The 15920-nt window shown below is 61.7% G+C and carries 14 protein-coding genes; 6 read left to right on the forward strand and 8 right to left on the reverse strand.

Translation table 11 applies throughout. From position 1 onward, the window contains the following. Positions 1-19: 19 nt before the first annotated feature. From PY308_RS02220 to PY308_RS02245, 6 genes are read left to right on the forward strand one after another with little or no spacing between them, the layout of a single operon-like run. A complete protein-coding gene (locus PY308_RS02220; protein ID WP_275787585.1) occupies positions 20-1306 on the forward strand; it encodes an ABC transporter substrate-binding protein in 1287 nt (428 codons plus the stop codon). A gap of 54 nt (positions 1307-1360) precedes the next feature. Beyond that, entirely contained in the window at positions 1361-2233 is an 873-nt protein-coding gene (locus PY308_RS02225; RefSeq protein ID WP_275787588.1) for a carbohydrate ABC transporter permease, read from the forward strand. Continuing rightward, positions 2233-3042 (forward strand): carbohydrate ABC transporter permease, encoded by an 810-nt coding sequence (locus PY308_RS02230; protein ID WP_275787591.1) that lies wholly within the window; start codon positions 2233-2235, stop codon positions 3040-3042. Before PY308_RS02225 ends, PY308_RS02230 begins: the two co-directional genes overlap by 1 nt. Continuing rightward, positions 3039-4139 (forward strand): ABC transporter ATP-binding protein, encoded by a 1101-nt coding sequence (locus PY308_RS02235; RefSeq protein ID WP_275787594.1) that lies wholly within the window; start codon positions 3039-3041, stop codon positions 4137-4139. Before PY308_RS02230 ends, PY308_RS02235 begins: the two co-directional genes overlap by 4 nt. A gap of 12 nt (positions 4140-4151) precedes the next feature. Further along, the gene (gene nagB / locus PY308_RS02240) at positions 4152-4907 is read left to right on the forward strand and encodes a glucosamine-6-phosphate deaminase (RefSeq protein ID WP_275787596.1); all 756 of its coding nucleotides are present in this window, start codon (positions 4152-4154) and stop codon (positions 4905-4907) included. A gap of 59 nt (positions 4908-4966) precedes the next feature. After that, positions 4967-6439, forward strand: a complete 1473-nt coding sequence (locus PY308_RS02245; RefSeq protein ID WP_275790983.1) for a putative N-acetylmannosamine-6-phosphate 2-epimerase — start codon at positions 4967-4969, stop codon at positions 6437-6439. A 132-nt stretch (positions 6440-6571) separates the two neighbouring features. Here PY308_RS02245 and PY308_RS02250 read toward each other — a convergent pair whose 3' ends face one another. From PY308_RS02250 to PY308_RS02285, 8 genes are read right to left on the reverse strand one after another with little or no spacing between them, the layout of a single operon-like run. Beyond that, complete coding sequence (locus tag PY308_RS02250) at positions 6572-7354, reverse strand: TIM barrel protein (RefSeq protein WP_275787599.1); 783 nt, start codon at positions 7352-7354, stop codon at positions 6572-6574. A 25-nt stretch (positions 7355-7379) separates the two neighbouring features. Next, positions 7380-8177, reverse strand: a complete 798-nt coding sequence (gene iolB / locus PY308_RS02255; RefSeq protein WP_275787601.1) for a 5-deoxy-glucuronate isomerase — start codon at positions 8175-8177, stop codon at positions 7380-7382. A gap of 20 nt (positions 8178-8197) precedes the next feature. Continuing rightward, the gene (gene iolE, locus PY308_RS02260; RefSeq protein WP_275787602.1) at positions 8198-9094 is read right to left on the reverse strand and encodes a myo-inosose-2 dehydratase; all 897 of its coding nucleotides are present in this window, start codon (positions 9092-9094) and stop codon (positions 8198-8200) included. A 10-nt stretch (positions 9095-9104) separates the two neighbouring features. Beyond that, on the reverse strand, positions 9105-10937 hold the full coding sequence (gene iolD / locus PY308_RS02265; protein ID WP_275787604.1) for a 3D-(3,5/4)-trihydroxycyclohexane-1,2-dione acylhydrolase (decyclizing): 1833 nt from the start codon (positions 10935-10937) through the stop codon (positions 9105-9107). After that, complete coding sequence (locus PY308_RS02270) at positions 10934-12856, reverse strand: bifunctional 5-dehydro-2-deoxygluconokinase/5-dehydro-2-deoxyphosphogluconate aldolase (protein ID WP_275787606.1); 1923 nt, start codon at positions 12854-12856, stop codon at positions 10934-10936. The genes iolD and PY308_RS02270 overlap by 4 nt, the downstream gene beginning before the upstream one ends. Beyond that, entirely contained in the window at positions 12853-13989 is a 1137-nt protein-coding gene (locus tag PY308_RS02275; protein WP_338051076.1) for a Gfo/Idh/MocA family protein, read from the reverse strand. Before PY308_RS02275 ends, PY308_RS02270 begins: the two co-directional genes overlap by 4 nt. Positions 13990-13997: 8 nt before the next feature. Further along, on the reverse strand, positions 13998-14777 hold the full coding sequence (locus PY308_RS02280) for an ATP-binding cassette domain-containing protein (RefSeq protein ID WP_275787607.1): 780 nt from the start codon (positions 14775-14777) through the stop codon (positions 13998-14000). Positions 14778-14779: 2 nt separating this feature from the next. After that, the gene (locus PY308_RS02285; RefSeq protein WP_275787609.1) at positions 14780-15886 is read right to left on the reverse strand and encodes an ABC transporter permease; all 1107 of its coding nucleotides are present in this window, start codon (positions 15884-15886) and stop codon (positions 14780-14782) included. Positions 15887-15920: the final 34 nt, after the last annotated feature.

The following is a 15920-nucleotide window of genomic DNA, read 5'->3' on the forward strand; positions in this document are numbered from 1 at the left end:
ATCAAAAAAGGGGAATGACATGAAAAGACGCCACCTGCTTGCACTGACATTTGTACTCGCCGCCTCGACGGCTCTGCCCGCCATGGCCCAGGATCAACCCTATGCCGGGACACGCATCGCCGTGCTGATGGAAGGTCATCCGACAACCGATGGCATCCAGGCTCTGCTGCCGGAATTCACCAAGGAAACCGGCATCGAGGTCGAACTCGAAGTCATTCCGGAATCCGACATCACCGCCAAGATGCTGCTCGAATTCTCGTCCGGCTCCGGCCGCTATGACGTGGTTCAGAACAACATCATCTATATTCCCGGCTTCGTTCAGGCTGGCTATATCGATCCGATCGACGATCTTGCAACCAAGCTGCCGAAATATCTCGACCGCGCCGATTTCGTTCCCGGTTACCTCAACACCAACATCATCGACAACAAGCTCTACGGCCTTCCGGTCTACGGCGAGAGCACCTTCCTGATGTATCGCAAGGACCTTTTCGAACAGTACGGCATCGCTCCGCCGAAAACCTTCGACGAGGTCGTGGCCGCAGCCAAGGCCATCAAGGAAAAATCGAACGGCGAGATTGCCGGCATCACCATGCGCGGCGCGCAGGGTATCCAGAACGTCTATGTCTGGGCCGGATGGCTCTGGGGTTATGGCGGCGAATTCCTGACGAGTGACGGCAAGTCGGCGCTTGGCACGCCGGAGGCCGCCGCCTCGCTTGATGCCTTCGCCAAGGTGCTGCGCGACTATGGTCCGGTCGGTGCCGCCAATTTCGGCTGGGAGGAAAACCATGTCCTGTTCCAGCAGGGCAAGGCCGGCATGACCATGGACGCAACGGTGAACGGCGCCTTCAACGAGGATCCGTCGGTATCGTCCGTCGTCGGCAAGGTCGGCTACGTTCCGGTTCCCAAGCAGACCGATACGCTCAAGGGCGGTTCGTCCTCGCTCGCCGTTCACAGCCTCTACATCACGTCCGCCTCTGCCAACAAGGAAGCGGCATGGCTCTTTTCCTCCTGGGCAACGGCCAAGGAGCAGCAGATCAAGTCGTTCAGCCTTGCTCCCAATTCCGGCGTGACCTCGCAGGCTGCATTGAATTCCGATGAGTTCAACAAGCGCTACGGTGCATTCAAGGAGGCAATGCTGGCCTCGATCAACCAGGGCAATCCGCAGTATCTGCCGACGGTGACGGCGGCAAACGAGATCATCAACAATGCCGGCATCGCTGTCTCCAAGGCGCTTGCCGGAACCGCGTCCGCAAAGGATGCGCTCGCGGAGGCCAATGCTGCCAACGATGCCGCTCTCGCCCGCTAAAGAAACAGTGCCACGTCCGATCTGCTCGGGCGTGGCCAAATTGCGGGGATCGTCATGCCCAGGGATGCAACGAAACTTTTCTATCAGCCGGTCATCGTCTTTTTCGGCGTCGTCTCGGTGATTATCACGATCTATGTGGTGTGGCTGACTTTGCACAATATCAGCCTGCTGCGTCCCGGACGGGAACAGTTCATCGGGCTCGACAACTATGTGCGGCTTCTGCTCGATACCCGTGGTCTCAATGCGCTCTGGCGCACCGTGTTGTTCACGACCATCGCCACCGCGATCGAACTCGCCCTTGGACTTGGCATTGCCTTGCTGCTTGATCGTGAATTTCACGGTAAGAAGATTGCGCGGGCGATCATGCTGGTACCGATCGTCATGACCCCGATCGTCGTCGGGCTGACATGGCGCTTCATGTTCGATCCCTCGAGCGGCATGGCAAACTATCTTCTGTCGCTCGTTCACCTCGGTCCGGTGGACTGGCTTGGCAATCCCGGCATTGCCCTGTTTTCGGTGATGATCGCCGACATCTGGCAATGGACGCCATTCGTCGTGCTGCTGACGATGGCGTCGCTGGAATCGCTGCCCGGCGATCCGCAAAACGCCGCGCGCGTCGATGGTGCTCGAGAATGGCAGGTGCTCTGGCACATCACGCTGCCGGCCCTGCACCGCGCGCTTCTGGTCGTCGCCCTCATCCGGGCCATCGACAGCATCAAGACATTCGACATCTTCTACATCATGACCCGCGGCGGTCCGGCGCTGTCGACCGAAACGCTCAATCTCTACGGCTATATCTCCGCCTTCACCAATTTCGACATTTCCTATGCGCTGACAATCGCCATGGTTCTGACCATCTTCACCAATGTCGCCCTGCTCTTGCTCTACAACCTGGCCTTCAAGGCTCAAGCCCGAGGAGCCGTCTGATGCGCAAGCTGATTTTCTACGTCGCCATAGTGGCCCTGCTCGTCATAGTGCTCTTTCCCCTCTACTGGGTCGCTGTCACGTCGATCAAGACGACCAAGGATGCGTTTGCCATTCCGCCCGTGTGGTTCTTCGAGCCGACCTGGGAAAACTACCAGCGCGTTCTCAACAACGGCGTGTTCATCCGCGCCTTCCTCAACAGCGTGCTCATCTCGTTTTCGGCCAGCGTCATTTCGGTCGCCATCGGCGCGCTTGCTGCCTACGGCCTTGTGGCGCAGGACGAACCCGTGCGTCGCAAGAACGAGAAATTTGTACTCAGCCTGCGCATTGCACCGCCGCTGATCTTCATCATTCCGGCCTATTTTCTCGCAGCTCAACTGAAGTTGCTCAACAATCACTGGGTCATCATCGCGGTCTACGCCTTCATCAACGTACCATTCGCCATCTCGCTTCTCATCACCTTCTTCGAAGACATTCCGAAGGAGTTGCGCGATGCCGCAAAGGTGGATGGTGCACGCGAACTGACGATCTTCTGGAACGTGTTCCTGCCGGTCGCCAAGGGCGGCATCGTCGCGACACTGATCCTGTGCGTCCTGTTCACCTGGAACGAATTCTTCATCGCCCTCGTCCTCACCGGACGGGATACCCAGACATTGCCCGTCAGCATCACATCGTTCCTGACGTTCCAGGGCGTGCAATGGGGGCCGCTGACGGCCGCCGCGACGCTCGTCATGCTGCCGATGCTCGTTCTCGGCATGCTTGTTCAAGGACAGGTCGTGCGCGGCATGTCGCTCGGGAGTATCAAAGGATGACCGGCATGACCATCGCCAAGACACAGTCGCTTTCCTTGCGGAACATCACCAAGTCCTATGGACCCATCCCCGTATTAAAAGGGATCGACGTCGAGGTGTTGGAAGGCGAGTTCGTCGTGCTTCTGGGGCCGTCAGGCTGCGGGAAGTCGACCCTTCTTCATGCCATCGCCGGGCTGCATCCGATCGATGCCGGCGAGATCGTCATCGAAGGCCGCGCCGTAACCGACATCCCCACCCGGGAACGCGATGTCGCCATGGTGTTCCAGTCCTACGCGCTCTATCCGAACATGACGGTGGCGCAGAACATCGGTTTCCCATTGCGCATGCGCAAACTCCCGCGCGAGATGATCTCGCAAAAGGTCGCCGAAGTCGCACGTCTGTTGCAGATCGAGCCACTGCTCGAGCGCAAACCGCGCGAACTGTCGGGTGGTCAGCGCCAGCGCGTGGCGATCGGGCGGGCGCTGGTCCGCGATCCGAAGATATTTCTCTTCGACGAACCGCTCTCCAATCTCGATGCGACCCTGCGCGTCGAAACCCGGGCCGAGATCAAACGCCTGCACGAGCGCATCGGCAAGACCATGGTCTATGTCACGCATGATCAGATCGAGGCCATGACCCTTGCAACCCGGATCGTCGTCATGAACAAGGGTGACATCCAGCAGATCGGCACGCCTTATGAGATCTATCACAAGCCTGCCAACACATTCGTTGCCCGTTTTGTCGGCTCTCCAGCCATGCAGTTCATCCACGGCCGATTGATACAGGAGGGGGCGAGCGCCGGTTTCAGCGATGGCAAGGACTGGAAACTCGCATTGCCATTTCCCGGCCTTGCTCATGAGAGGACGGGCGAGGTCATTCTCGGGGTGCGGCCTGAGCATATCAAGCTCGTGGCCGCCGGGCAGGATGGCCACGACGCTTTGGTGGACATGGTCGAATCGACGGGGCCCGAAGATAACGTGACGCTGTCCATCAACGGTCAGAAGGCGACGGCCCGGCTGGAAACCGGCAGTACGCAGGCGGGTCAGATCGTCAAGGTCCAGATCGCCACCGACAAGGTTTCGCTCTTCGACGCCGCCACCGGAATACGCCTGAACTGAACGGAAAGCGCCATGAACATCATCATCAAAAACTCGGCGGAAGAGGCTTCTGCCGCCGTTGCAGAGATCCTGTTGCGCCAAGTGGAAACCAAGCCCGACAGTGTGCTTGGCCTTCCCACCGGAGCAACACCGCTGGGTGTCTATGCGCGCCTGCGCCAGGAGTTTTCAAAGGGCCGGGGCCGCTACAAGGACGTCACGACGTTCAATCTGGATGAATATCTTGGCCTCTCGAGCGAGCATCCGTCTTCCTATGCGTTCTACATGCGGGAAACCCTGTTTCGTCACGCGGACTTCAAGTCTGAGCGAACGCATATCCCAGATGGATTGGCAACGGATGCTGAAGCGGAAGCCGAACGCTACGAATCCTTGATCAGCACCCATGGCGGCATCGATCTCATGGTCCTGGGCCTCGGGCGCAATGCCCATATCGGCTTCAACGAGCCGGGATCGCCGCACACGTCGCGAACCCGGCGGGTGGCTCTGGCGTCATCGACGCTGGACGCCAATGCGCGCTATTTCCAGCCGGGCTCCAGCCAGCCGACCCATGCGATCACCATGGGCATCGGCACGATCCTGGAGAGCCGGGCAATCGTCGTCTTGGCGACCGGCAGGGAAAAAGCCGACGCGATCGCTGCAAGCGTCAACGGCCCCGTGACGGACGCAGTTCCCGGTTCGGCGCTTAACCGGCATGCGGATGCGACCATCGTTCTCGACAGGCAAGCCGCGCAGGCGCTCGGGGCTGTACAATTACTGGAGCTGGGCGTTTGAAACGGGAAGATATCGCCAACGGCCTGATCGTCTCATGCCAGCCTGTCCCTCACGGCCCAATGGACGCGCCGGAATTTGTCGCGGCCTTTGCCCGCGCGGCGGTCAATGCCGGGGCATCCGCATTGCGCATAGAGTCGATCGCCTACGTCAAGGCCGTTCGCGCCGTCGTCTCGGTCCCGATCATAGGCATCGTCAAGCGGGATCTCGCAGACAGCCCGGTTCGCATAACGCCGTTTGTTTCGGATGCGGAGGGCCTTTGCGAAGCGGGCGCCGATATCGTTGCATTCGATGCCACGGACCGTGCCCGGCCGGAGACTGTCGAGACGCTTGTCGCAGCTGTAAAACGGCGCGGTAAACTTACCATGGCCGACTGCGCCTCGATCGAGGATGCAGAGCGCGCTCTCGGCGCCGGCGTCGATTTTGTCGGCACCACGCTCTCCGGCTACGTCACCGGACAGGCGCCGACCGATCCTGATACCGAACTTGTCGCATCTCTGCGCCGTTTGACGCCCTTCGTCGTCGCGGAAGGCCGCATCAGGACGCCGCAGCAGGCGCAGCAGGCGGTGAGGGCAGGGGCTTATGCGGTCGTCATCGGCTCCGCAATCACCCGTACCGAGCATGTGACAGCCTGGTTTCGCGAGGCTCTGGAAAGCGCTTACGGACCATCCCCGTCGCAAAAGCCGGTGCTTGCCATCGATATCGGCGGCACGAAAACAATGGCCGCGCTGGTTCAGGGCAGCGAAATCCTCTCCGAGGTCTCTATTGCGACCGAGCGGGCACAGGGACCGGATGCCTGGCTCGCCGCGGCGCGCGCGGCTGCCGAACAATGGAATCGCGCCTATGACGGTATCGGCCTTGCAGTAACCGGCTTCATCCGTGACGGCCGATGGTCGGCGATGAATCCCGAGACGCTCGGAATCCCGGAGGATTACCCACTGGTCGATAGGGCGACGGATCTCTTCGGTATGCACGCTTTTGCCATCAACGACGCTCAGGCGGCGGCGTGGGGGGAATATCGGTTCGGCGCAGGGCGCGGTGGCGACCTGGTCTTCCTCACCGTGTCAACCGGCGTCGGCGGCGGAATTGTGATCAATGGCCGACCGCTGGCAGGCCTTGCCGGTCACTTCGGGCTCACGCGCGGCGTGGCCGGCGGCGCGCCGAGCCTCGAGGACGAGGCCTCCGGCCGCTGGATGCACGCTGAAGCCGCGCGCCGAGGTCATCCCGGTCTGCAGGCTTTTGACATTTTCAAGCATGCACGCGCATCAGAAGGCTGGGCGGAAGGGATTGTCTCCCAATCCGCTGGCCGGATTGCGAGGCTATGCCGCGATATCCAACTTATCCTGGATCCGCAGGATATCGTCATCGGAGGCGGTGTCGGACTTGCGGAGGGATATCTCGACCTCGTCGCCGGCATGGTGCCGGGCGACGGCGGCCTGGTGAAACCGAACATCGTGCGCGCCAAACTTGGTGGCAAAGCCGGTGTTGTCGGCGTAGCCGATCTTGTGCGGCAGCGAACCGGTCACCGGCTTTAGGCCATGGCTCAAACAATCAGGTGCCCGCCTCACTACGCGGGAACCACGCGGCATAAAGGGCAGGCAGGAAGAGCAGTCTCCCTTCGTCAGTCCGAACTCTGATCTTTTCCGGAGGAAATTCGCAGTGGCAGGTCACACTGTAAACGCGCTGCGGAATGCCTCCAGGGCCGCGATTGGATCACCTTTTGCGAAGGCTTCCAATCCCACAGGACCGCGATAGCCCATATCGAACAGCGCACGCGCAATGCCCGGATAGTTTATTTCGCCGGTGCCCGGTTCACAACGCCCCGGCACGTCGGCGACCTGTACTTCTCCGATCCACGGCAGGCAGGCTTTGCAGGTCTCGATCAGATTCCCTTCACCGATCTGCACATGATAGAGGTCCAGGTTGAGCCGCAGGCGCGGGTGGTTGACGCTGGAGACCAGCGCCAGCGTGTCCTCTGCGCGCCCGAAAGGCGTGCCGGGATGATCGACCGGCAGGTTGAGATTTTCCAGCGTGAAGACCACGCCTTCCTCCTCAGCCATGTCGGCGATGCGGGAGAGCGTGTCCCGCGCCTTCAGCCACATGCGGCCCGTCACCACCTCGCTCGGGCGAACGGGAAGCCCGCCTTCGCCGAGGCCTGTCCCATGCAGATTGAGCCGGGCGACACCGAGCCGCTTGCCGACCTGTGCCGTCTCGCGCGCCGAGCGCAGCAGTTCGTTGGCACCATCGTCATCGGCCAGCCGGCCTGTGAGATAGCCATTCATGATCGAGAAGGTCGCTCCCGATCTTTCAAGCGCAGCCAGATCGTGTTCCGGCCAGTTCCACAGGCCAACCTCGAAGCCAAGGTCCTTGAGCTGCGCACAGCGCCACTCGATCGGTTTGTCTCGCCAGATCATTTCGGCGCAGGCGGCAAGCGTAAAAGGTTGTTCCATTGTCTTCACCGAGTTCAAAAGAGGATTAGCGCATCAGGTGCTCGACCGGTGGCGCGGCGACGAAACGCCATTTGCGCAAAGGGCCGGCCATGACGTTGAGGTAATACATCTCGAAACCATGCGGCGCACCGCAAGGGTGGTGGCCGCGCGGCACGCAGACGACATCGCCGTCATGCACCGCCATGGTCTCGTTCAGTTGCAGGTCATCGGTATAGACCCGTTGAATGCCGAACCCGTCGGCCGGGTTCAGGCGATGATAATAGGTTTCTTCCAGGTAGGTGATGCGCGGAAAGTCGTCCTCGTCGTGGCGATGGCTCGGATAACTCGACCAGTTCCCCGCCGGCGTGAAAACCTCCGTCACCAGAAGACTGTCGCAGTAATCCTCGTTTTCCATGGCGATATTGTTGATATAGCGGGTGTTGCTGCCCTCGCCGCGCTGCGTCAGCGTGATGCCATCCGGCCCGATCCGCCGCGCGTCATGGCCTTGTCTGCCCGGTGCCGAGCAGACGGCGATCACGCAATCGGTTTCCGCAGCGGCCTTCCAGGTGCTGCCATTCGGCAGGTATAGGCAATGCGGTGGCGTTTTCTCGAAGACGCTCATGCGCTCGCCGAGAACGCCCCAGTTGCGCCCGTCTGCCTCGAACGCCGCTTTTCCCTCGACCATCACGAGAATGACTTCACGGTCGCCGGTCGCTTCGCCGACGGTCTCGCCGGCTCTCAAACGATAGAGCGAAAAACCGACATGGCGCCAGCCGGCGAGGGCCGGCGTGATCTCGTGGACCTTGCCATGATTGCCGAAGGGACGATGGAGAAGCCTGGGCATGATGAACTCCTGCTGTTCTCTCAGACGAGACCGACCGTGGCGGCGGCGGCCTTCAACGTCTTGAGGCCGAGCGACTGGTACTGGAAGGGATTGCGAACGGCGGGATCCTGCTCGGCCTCGATGACGATCCAGCCCTCGTAACCCGCGTCTTTGAGGATTTTCAACAGCGGTTCGAACTCCACCCCGCCTTCGTCGTCTCCCGGTACGGTGAACACGCCGGCACGAACGCCGTCCATGAAACTCAGCCCCTCGTCGCGCACACGCTGCATCACATCCGGGCGAACGTTCTTGGCATGGAAATGGCTGACACGATCGACATGGCGGGACAATACCGACGTCGGATCACGGCCGTTGCCGCCGAAATAGCAGTGGCCGGCATCGAACAGCAGCCGGGTCTTAGGCCCGGTTGCCGCCATGAAGGCATCGATCTCTTCCGGCGTCTCGACCACGGTGCCCATGTGGTGGTGGTAGACGAGCGCGATGCCCTGCGAGGCGGTGAAGGCGGCAAGTTCCTCGATCCTGGCACCGAAGTCTTTCATCTCCTCCGCCGACAGGATAGGGCTTTCGGAAAGCGGCACTTGCAATCCCTGGACGCTGTTGGAGGTTTCACAAGCGATGCAGACAATGCAGCCATTGTGTTTCAGCTTGTCGAGATGGTGCTGGATCGCGTGTTTCTCGTCATCGACCGACTGCGTCAGGAGGTTGAGCGAATACCAGCCGGAGACGAAGGCGAGGCCATAGGACCCGAGCAGGTCCTTCAATGCCTGCGGATCGTCCGGCCAGCGATGCCCGTTTTCGATGCCGTCGAAACCGATCCCGCTGGCCTCGCGCAAAATCTGCTCGGTCGGGATGTCGGCGCCGAGGCTCTGGTCGTCGTCATTGGCCCAGGCGATGGGGTTGGTGCCGAAGCGGATCATGTCATGCCCTCTAGTTTACGGTTCGTTGCTTGGCGGCACCTTCGAGGTAGCGCGCATAAGCCTGTTTCAATGTGTCGGTGGTGCCGACCTCCGGCACGGCAACGTCCCACCAGTGACCGGCATCGCCGAATCCGGGCCCGTCGGCCGGATCGGTGTCGATGACGATGACGGTCGGGATATCGCGGGCGCGGGCAGCGACGATCTGGGCTTCGAGGTCGGGAATGTCCTTCGCCTTGACCGCTACCGCCCCCATGGAGCCTGCATGGGCGACGAAATCAATCTCGGGCTGCTGCTCGACGTTGCAATCCCTGTAGAGATTGTTGAACGGTTCACCGCCGGTGCCCTGCTGCAGCCGGTTTATGCAGCCGTAACCCCGGTTGTCCGTCAAAACGACCGTGAACGGCACTTTGCGCATGACGGCGGTGGCCAGTTCCGAATTGGCCATCATGTAGGAACCGTCGCCGACGAAGCAGATCACCTCCCGCTCCGGCCGCGCCAGTTTCAGGCCCATGGCGCCGGCAATTTCGTAGCCCATGCAGGAAAAGCCGTACTCCATGTGATAACCGCCCTGGCTTGGCTGCCAAAGCAGCTTCAGGGCGCCCGGCATGGTGCCAGCCGCGCACATGGCGATGGCGTTTTCGCCTGTGGCACGCTGCACCGCGCCGATCACCTGCGCGTCGTTCGGCAGGCCGGATTGCGAAGGGGCTGCACAATGACGATCGACGGCGGAAAGCCATTGACTGCGGGATCCGGTGTCCGGCTCGGGCGCGCGATAGTGAGCGAGTTTTTCGCCGAGCGCGACTAGCGCCACCCGGGCATCGGCGACGAGGCCGATGGCACCGTGTTTGTCGGCATCATAGGCCTGTGCGTTGATCGACACCAGCCGCCGGCCCTCAGCCTCGAACAGCGACCACGATCCCGTCGTGAAATCCTGAAAGCGCGTACCGACGCCGATGACGAGATCGGCCTTGCGGGCCAGCGTGTTGGCTGCGGCCGAACCATCGACGCCGGCGGCGCCGAAATTCATGGGGTGGGACTGGGCCAGCGCCGACTTTCCAGCCTGCGTTTCGATGACCGGGATTCCATGACGGGTGGCGAAATCGGCGAGATCCTGTTCGGCCCCGCTGTAGATCACACCGCCACCGGCGACGATGACCGGGGTCTTCGCCGCATGGATGAGTTTGGCGACCTCTTCGAGATCGTGCCTGTCCGGCTCCGGCCGGCGGATGCGCCAGACCTTCGGCTCGAAAAAGTCTTCGGGCCAGTCATAAGCCTCGGCCTGCACGTCCTGACAGAAGGACAAGGTCACCGGCCCGCAATTCGCCGGATCTGTCATGACCCGAAGCGCCCGCGGCAGCGCCGTCAGAAGTTGCTCGGGTCGCGTGATACGATCGAAATAGCGGCTGACAGGGCGGAAGCAGTCGTTGGCGGAGACGGTGCCGTCGTCGAAGTCCTCGACCTGCTGCAGCACCGGATCGGGACGGCGGTTGGCGAACACGTCTCCGGGGATGAGCAATACCGGCAACCGGTTGACATGGGCAAGAGCTGCCGCCGTCACCATGTTGGTGGCGCCCGGCCCGATCGAAGAGGAAACAGCCTGAATGCGCCGCCTTTTCATCGCCTTGGCATAGGCGATCGCCGCATGCGCCATGGTCTGCTCGTTCTGGCCGCGCCAGGTCGGCAGGCCGTTGCCGGCCTTCTGCAGGGCTTCCCCAAGACCGGCGACATTGCCGTGGCCGAAAATTGCCCAGATGCCATCGACGAAGCGTTCGCCGTCTTCGGTCATCTGCGCCGACAGCCATTTCACCATCGCCTGCGCCGCCGTCAGTCGTACCGCGCTCATGCTGCCTGCTCCCTTGCTTTCGTGCGTGCCGCGTCCCAGATGCTGCACAGGCGTGCGTACCGCTTCGCCATCTCTTCGACGGCGTCGGCATCTGTGACATCGCCCGCAAACCACTGCCGCGCGACGTCGCCGAAAATCGTACGTCCGACGGCAAAGCCTTTGACGAGATCAAAGCGTGCCGCGACGTCGAAGCTTGCCGACAGCTCTGCCTCCGGTGCATCCAGCCCCAGCACGACGATGCCGCGCGTGTGACGGTCCCGCGCCTCGATTGCGTCAATGGCATTGGCCCAGCCGGCTGCCGTCTTCATCGGTTCCAGTTTCCACCAGTCGGGATAGACGCCGGCTGCATAGAATTGTTCGATCAGTGTCGCGGCCGTGTGGTCATCGATGGCGCCGACCTTGGAGGGAATGATCTCAAGCAGGAATTCCAGCCGATTGCGCCGCGCTGCTTGGAACAGCCGCTTGACTGTCGTCTCCTGCTCGGCAAGGGTCGCTGCATCGTCGTCGGGGTGGCAGAAACACAAGACCTTGACGACATCCTCGCGCGCCCATTCGGACAGTGTCCCGCAGTCGAGTCCGAGTTCCGGCTCCAGCGTCAGCGGACGCGACCCCGGCCACTCGGCGGGGCGGCCGATCCACAAACCCGATCCGGAGGCGCGATGCAGGGCAGACCGGCCGATACGATTGTCGCAGAGAATGCCATAGCCCGGATTTCCGGCCTGAACACGAAGCGCCGCCTCTAGGCACAGTTCCTTGAACGCCGCACCTTTCTGCAGGGTGTAACCGGTCATCTGCTCCAGTTGCACGCGGTGATCGAAGGCAAACACCCGCATCGTCGACCAGTCGCCATCGACGCGCGTGCGGCGCGTTGTCGACCAGTGCATCTGTTCGAGGTCCGGGTCGTTGCGCAGATCGGGCCGCACGACACCGCGCTTGAGAAAGAATTGCAGCTCCTCGAAGCTCGGATAGGCCGGGGTGCAGCCGTGCCGGCTGACGGCGAAGGCGCCACAGGCGTTGGCGAACTTGAGCGAGATCGGCCAGTCCTCGCCGGTCATCCAGCCACGCAGCAGGCCAGAGAAGAAGCCGTCGCCGGCACCGAGAACATTGAACACCTCGATCGGGAACCCCTGACCGGTCTGTCCGTCTTCGAGACTGGCGGGGATAGCCGCTTCGAAGGCGACGGCGCCGAGCGGACCACGCTTGCACACCAGTGTCGCGCCACTGACTGCGCGCACCGCCCGTAACGCGTCCAGCGTGTCGGTCGAGCCGCCGGCGATGTAGAATTCTTCTTCCGTGCCGACGATCAGGTCGAACAGATGCAGGCTCGTCTTCAGCCTGGCCGTAACCTTCGCGCTTTCGACGAACCGGCTTTCGCCATCGCCATGACCGGCAACGCCCCAGAGGTTCGGACGGTAGTCGATGTCGAGCGCGGTGCGCAGGCCGTGTTTGCGCGCAAGGGTCAGCGCCTTGAGGACGGCGGCTTCGGTGCGGGTGTTGCTGAGATGGGTGCCGGTGACGACCACGGCACGCGCCGAGGCGATGAAGGCCTCGTCGATATCGTCTTCGCTCAGCGCCATGTCGGCGCAATTCTCGCGGTAGAAGATCAATGGAAACTGCGTGTCGTCGCGGATACCAAGGATCACGAGCGCCGTCAGCCGCTCAGGGTCGATCTTGACGCCTTGCGTCGAAACGCCCTCGCGGGCCAGCTGCTCGAGAATGAAGCGGCCCATATGCTCGTCGCCGACCCGGCTGATCAAAGCCGTCTTCAGCCCGAGCCGCGCGCTGCCGCAGGCGATGTTTGTGGGCGAGCCGCCGATATATTTCTCAAAGGATCCCATATCCTCCAGACGACCGCCGACCTGTGCGCCGTAAAGATCGACGCCGGCACGTCCGATGGTGATGACATCAAGCTTTTTCATAATGCATCCTGCCTTTCGATGCGGATGACGGCGCCGTTGGAGGCCGCAATGGCGTGAATGATCTTTTCGATATTCAACCCCTGTGCAAAATCAGGACCGACATTCGGGCTGCCGGCAATGGCGGCAAGCAGGTCACGCGCCTCGATGACCTTCTGTTCGTTGAAACCGAAATTATGTCCCGGCGCCGGACAAAAGGCCGCAAAATCCGGCTGATCCGGCCCGGTCAGGTGACGGACGAACCCGGCGTCGCCGGCCCTGTGAACCCACAGCTCGTTCATGTTTTCCTGATCGAACACGATTGTGCCGTCCTGCCCGTGCACTTCCCATTGTAGCCGGCATTTGCGGCCGCGCGCTACGCGCGATGTCGCAAACGAGCCTTGGGCACCCGAGACAAAACGCAGCAGCGCGAGCGCGCTGTCTTCGTTCTCGACTGGCTTTCGCCCGTCGGGAGAAGGACGCATCGGAACAGCGACCTGCGTCTGGGCGACCACTTCGGCCACCGGCCCCATCAGCGCCAGCATATGGCTCACGAGGTGGCAGCCGAGATCGCCGAGCGCGCCAAGTCCGCCACCTTCGTGAGTCATCCGCCACGACCACGGGAGGAGCGGGTCGGCGGAATAATCCTCGTCATACACGCCGCGGAAGGCAAGCGGCTTGCCGATCACGCCTTCGCCGATCAGCTTGCTTGCCGCCTGGAAAGCGGGGCTTCTCAAATAGTTGTAGCCGAGCATGGTCGCCTGGCCGGGATGTTCTTTTGCCGTTGCCGCCATCGCCTCGGCATCGGCAAGCGTAAGCGCCATTGGCTTTTCGAGCCAGACATGTTTGCCGGCCTTGAGCGCCGCTTCCGCAATCGGCCGGTGCATGCCGTTGGGCGCAGTGATCGAGACGACGTCAACCTTCGGATCGGCCACCGCCTGTTCCCAATGCGCTGTCGCGCGGGCAAAGCCGAACTGGCGCGCAAAACGATCCGCGCTCTCCGGCGTGGCATCCGAAAGGATTTCGAGGCGATGATGTGCGCCGCCGAAAACGGCGGCAACATTGCGCCAGGCCATGGCGTGGCATTTGCCCATGAAGCCAGTGCCGATCAGCGCAATACCCAGCGGACGTTCTGGTAGGGTTGAAGAGCGTACCACTGGAAACCTCAGACCGTTCCGCCGAGAGAGCCTTCGAGGGAGGCCATTTCCTGGCCACCGGCCATCATGTCCTGCAGCTGTGCTGCCGTGATGTCTCCGCGTGTCGCCGTACCGAGCGTCTGGCCGCGATTGAGCACGGTAAAGCGGTCTCCGACCGCCATCGCATGCCGGACATTGTGCGAGATGAACACCACGCCGATGCCCTGCTCGCGCACACGCTTGATAGTGGCCAGCACGTTGGCGGTCTGCCGCACCCCGAGTGCCGACGTCGGCTCGTCGAGGATCAGGACCTTGGCGCCGAAATAGACGGCACGGGCGATAGCCACCGTCTGGCGCTCGCCACCCGAGAGCGTGCCAACCGCCTGGTCCGGCGCGCGAAGGTTGATACCCATCTTGCGCATTTCCGCCATGGTAACTTCGTTGGCATGATCGATATCGAAGCGCTTGAACAGGCCGCGTCCCTTGGTCGGCTCGCGGCCCATGAAAAAATTGCGCGTCACCGACATCAGCGGGATCATGGCGAGATCCTGGAAGACGGTGGCGATGCCCGCTTCCATCGCATCGCGCGGGCTGCCGAAGGAAAGCGGCTTGCCCTCGAAGGTGATGGACCCTTCGGTGGGTTTGTGTACGCCCGACATGGTCTTGATAAAGGTCGACTTGCCGGCGCCATTGTCGCCGAGCAGGCAATGGCATTCGCCGGCTCTAAGGTCAAAGGTCACACCGTTGAGCGCAATGACGTTACCATAGTGCTTCTTGATGTTTTCCATGTGGATGATTGGTACGGACATGGTCAACGCTCCCCGGTCACACGTCGGCGAATGACGTTGTTGAAGATGACGGCGAGCAGCAGCATAGCGCCAAGGAAGACTTGGAACCAGTCCTGGTCGAAGCGCGTATAGGTGAGGCCGATGGTGACCATTCCGAAAATGATCGCACCGAAGAAGGCGCCGATCGCCGAACCGTAACCGCCGGTCAGAAGGCAGCCGCCGATGACCGCAGCAATGATCGCCTCGAATTCCTTCATGAACCCACGGCGCGCGTCGGTGGACCCGGCATCCATCACGGTAATGATGGCAACCAGCGCCGCAGCCATGGCCGTCAGCATGAATAGCGAGATTTTAACACGACGCACGGGCACACCGGAATTCTGTGCAGCGCGGGCGTCGCCCCCGGTCGCAAAGATCCAGTTGCCAGCGGGAGTGCGCAGGAGGACGTAGGTTGCGACCAGCGCGAAGGCGCCGAACCAGATGATTTCGACCGGGATGCCCGGGACTTTCGGCACGCCCGACTTGAAGCTGTCGACGATACCCGCTTCGGCCAGCCATCTCATGGTAAAGCCGAAAGCGTCACCCGAAAAAAGCGGTGCCAGGAAGTCGCCTTCGACCGCTTCGCGGATACCGCGCAACTGGGTCGAGCCACCGGTGAAAACTTTCAAACCAACCAGCGATGCGCCGCGAAGTACAAACAGGCCGGCAAGGGTGACGATAAAGGATGGCAGACCGGTGCGAAGCACGATCATGCCATTTGCCGCGCCAAGAGCTGCAGCCAGTAAGAGTGTCAGTGGTATGGCAAGCATCAGCGGCATGCCGACATTCACGACGAAAACGCCGAACATCATGCCGGCAAAAGCCACCATGGAGCCGATCGAAAGATCGAATTCACCGCCAATCATCAGCATGGCCGCAGCGATGCCAAGGATGCCAAGCTGTGCTGCCGGCGTCATGAAATTCATGACACCCGACAGGGTGAACATGGTGCGGTCGGCGGTGATCATAAAGAACAGCGTAACGAGGATCACACCCCCTATCGCCCCTAGCTCCGGCCGTTTCATGATTTTCGTGACCACGGATTCGGCCTTGATCCGCTCGTCCGCACGCCCGATTGAGTCTGTCGACATTGTTCTGTCCCCTGATCGGTGGCCGGGCCGCAGT

Source organism: Pararhizobium gei (genome assembly GCF_029223885.1).
GTDB classification, from domain to species: domain Bacteria; phylum Pseudomonadota; class Alphaproteobacteria; order Rhizobiales; family Rhizobiaceae; genus Pararhizobium; species Pararhizobium gei.

What these genes read in the sequence shown, in the direction of transcription:
- PY308_RS02220 (WP_275787585.1), top strand. Translation starts at nt 20, where the DNA reads ATGAAAAGACGCCACCTGCTTGCACTGACATTTGTACTCGCCGCCTCG.
- PY308_RS02225 (WP_275787588.1), top strand. Translation starts at nt 1,361, where the DNA reads ATGCCCAGGGATGCAACGAAACTTTTCTATCAGCCGGTCATCGTCTTT.
- PY308_RS02230 (WP_275787591.1), top strand. Translation starts at nt 2,233, where the DNA reads ATGCGCAAGCTGATTTTCTACGTCGCCATAGTGGCCCTGCTCGTCATA.
- PY308_RS02235 (WP_275787594.1), top strand. Translation starts at nt 3,039, where the DNA reads ATGACCGGCATGACCATCGCCAAGACACAGTCGCTTTCCTTGCGGAAC.
- nagB (WP_275787596.1), top strand. Translation starts at nt 4,152, where the DNA reads ATGAACATCATCATCAAAAACTCGGCGGAAGAGGCTTCTGCCGCCGTT.
- PY308_RS02245 (WP_275790983.1), top strand. Translation starts at nt 4,967, where the DNA reads ATGGACGCGCCGGAATTTGTCGCGGCCTTTGCCCGCGCGGCGGTCAAT.
- PY308_RS02250 (WP_275787599.1), bottom strand. Translation starts at nt 7,354, where the DNA reads ATGGAACAACCTTTTACGCTTGCCGCCTGCGCCGAAATGATCTGGCGA.
- iolB (WP_275787601.1), bottom strand. Translation starts at nt 8,177, where the DNA reads ATGCCCAGGCTTCTCCATCGTCCCTTCGGCAATCATGGCAAGGTCCAC.
- iolE (WP_275787602.1), bottom strand. Translation starts at nt 9,094, where the DNA reads ATGATCCGCTTCGGCACCAACCCCATCGCCTGGGCCAATGACGACGAC.
- iolD (WP_275787604.1), bottom strand. Translation starts at nt 10,937, where the DNA reads ATGAGCGCGGTACGACTGACGGCGGCGCAGGCGATGGTGAAATGGCTG.
- PY308_RS02270 (WP_275787606.1), bottom strand. Translation starts at nt 12,856, where the DNA reads ATGAAAAAGCTTGATGTCATCACCATCGGACGTGCCGGCGTCGATCTT.
- PY308_RS02280 (WP_275787607.1), bottom strand. Translation starts at nt 14,777, where the DNA reads ATGTCCGTACCAATCATCCACATGGAAAACATCAAGAAGCACTATGGT.
- PY308_RS02285 (WP_275787609.1), bottom strand. Translation starts at nt 15,886, where the DNA reads ATGTCGACAGACTCAATCGGGCGTGCGGACGAGCGGATCAAGGCCGAA.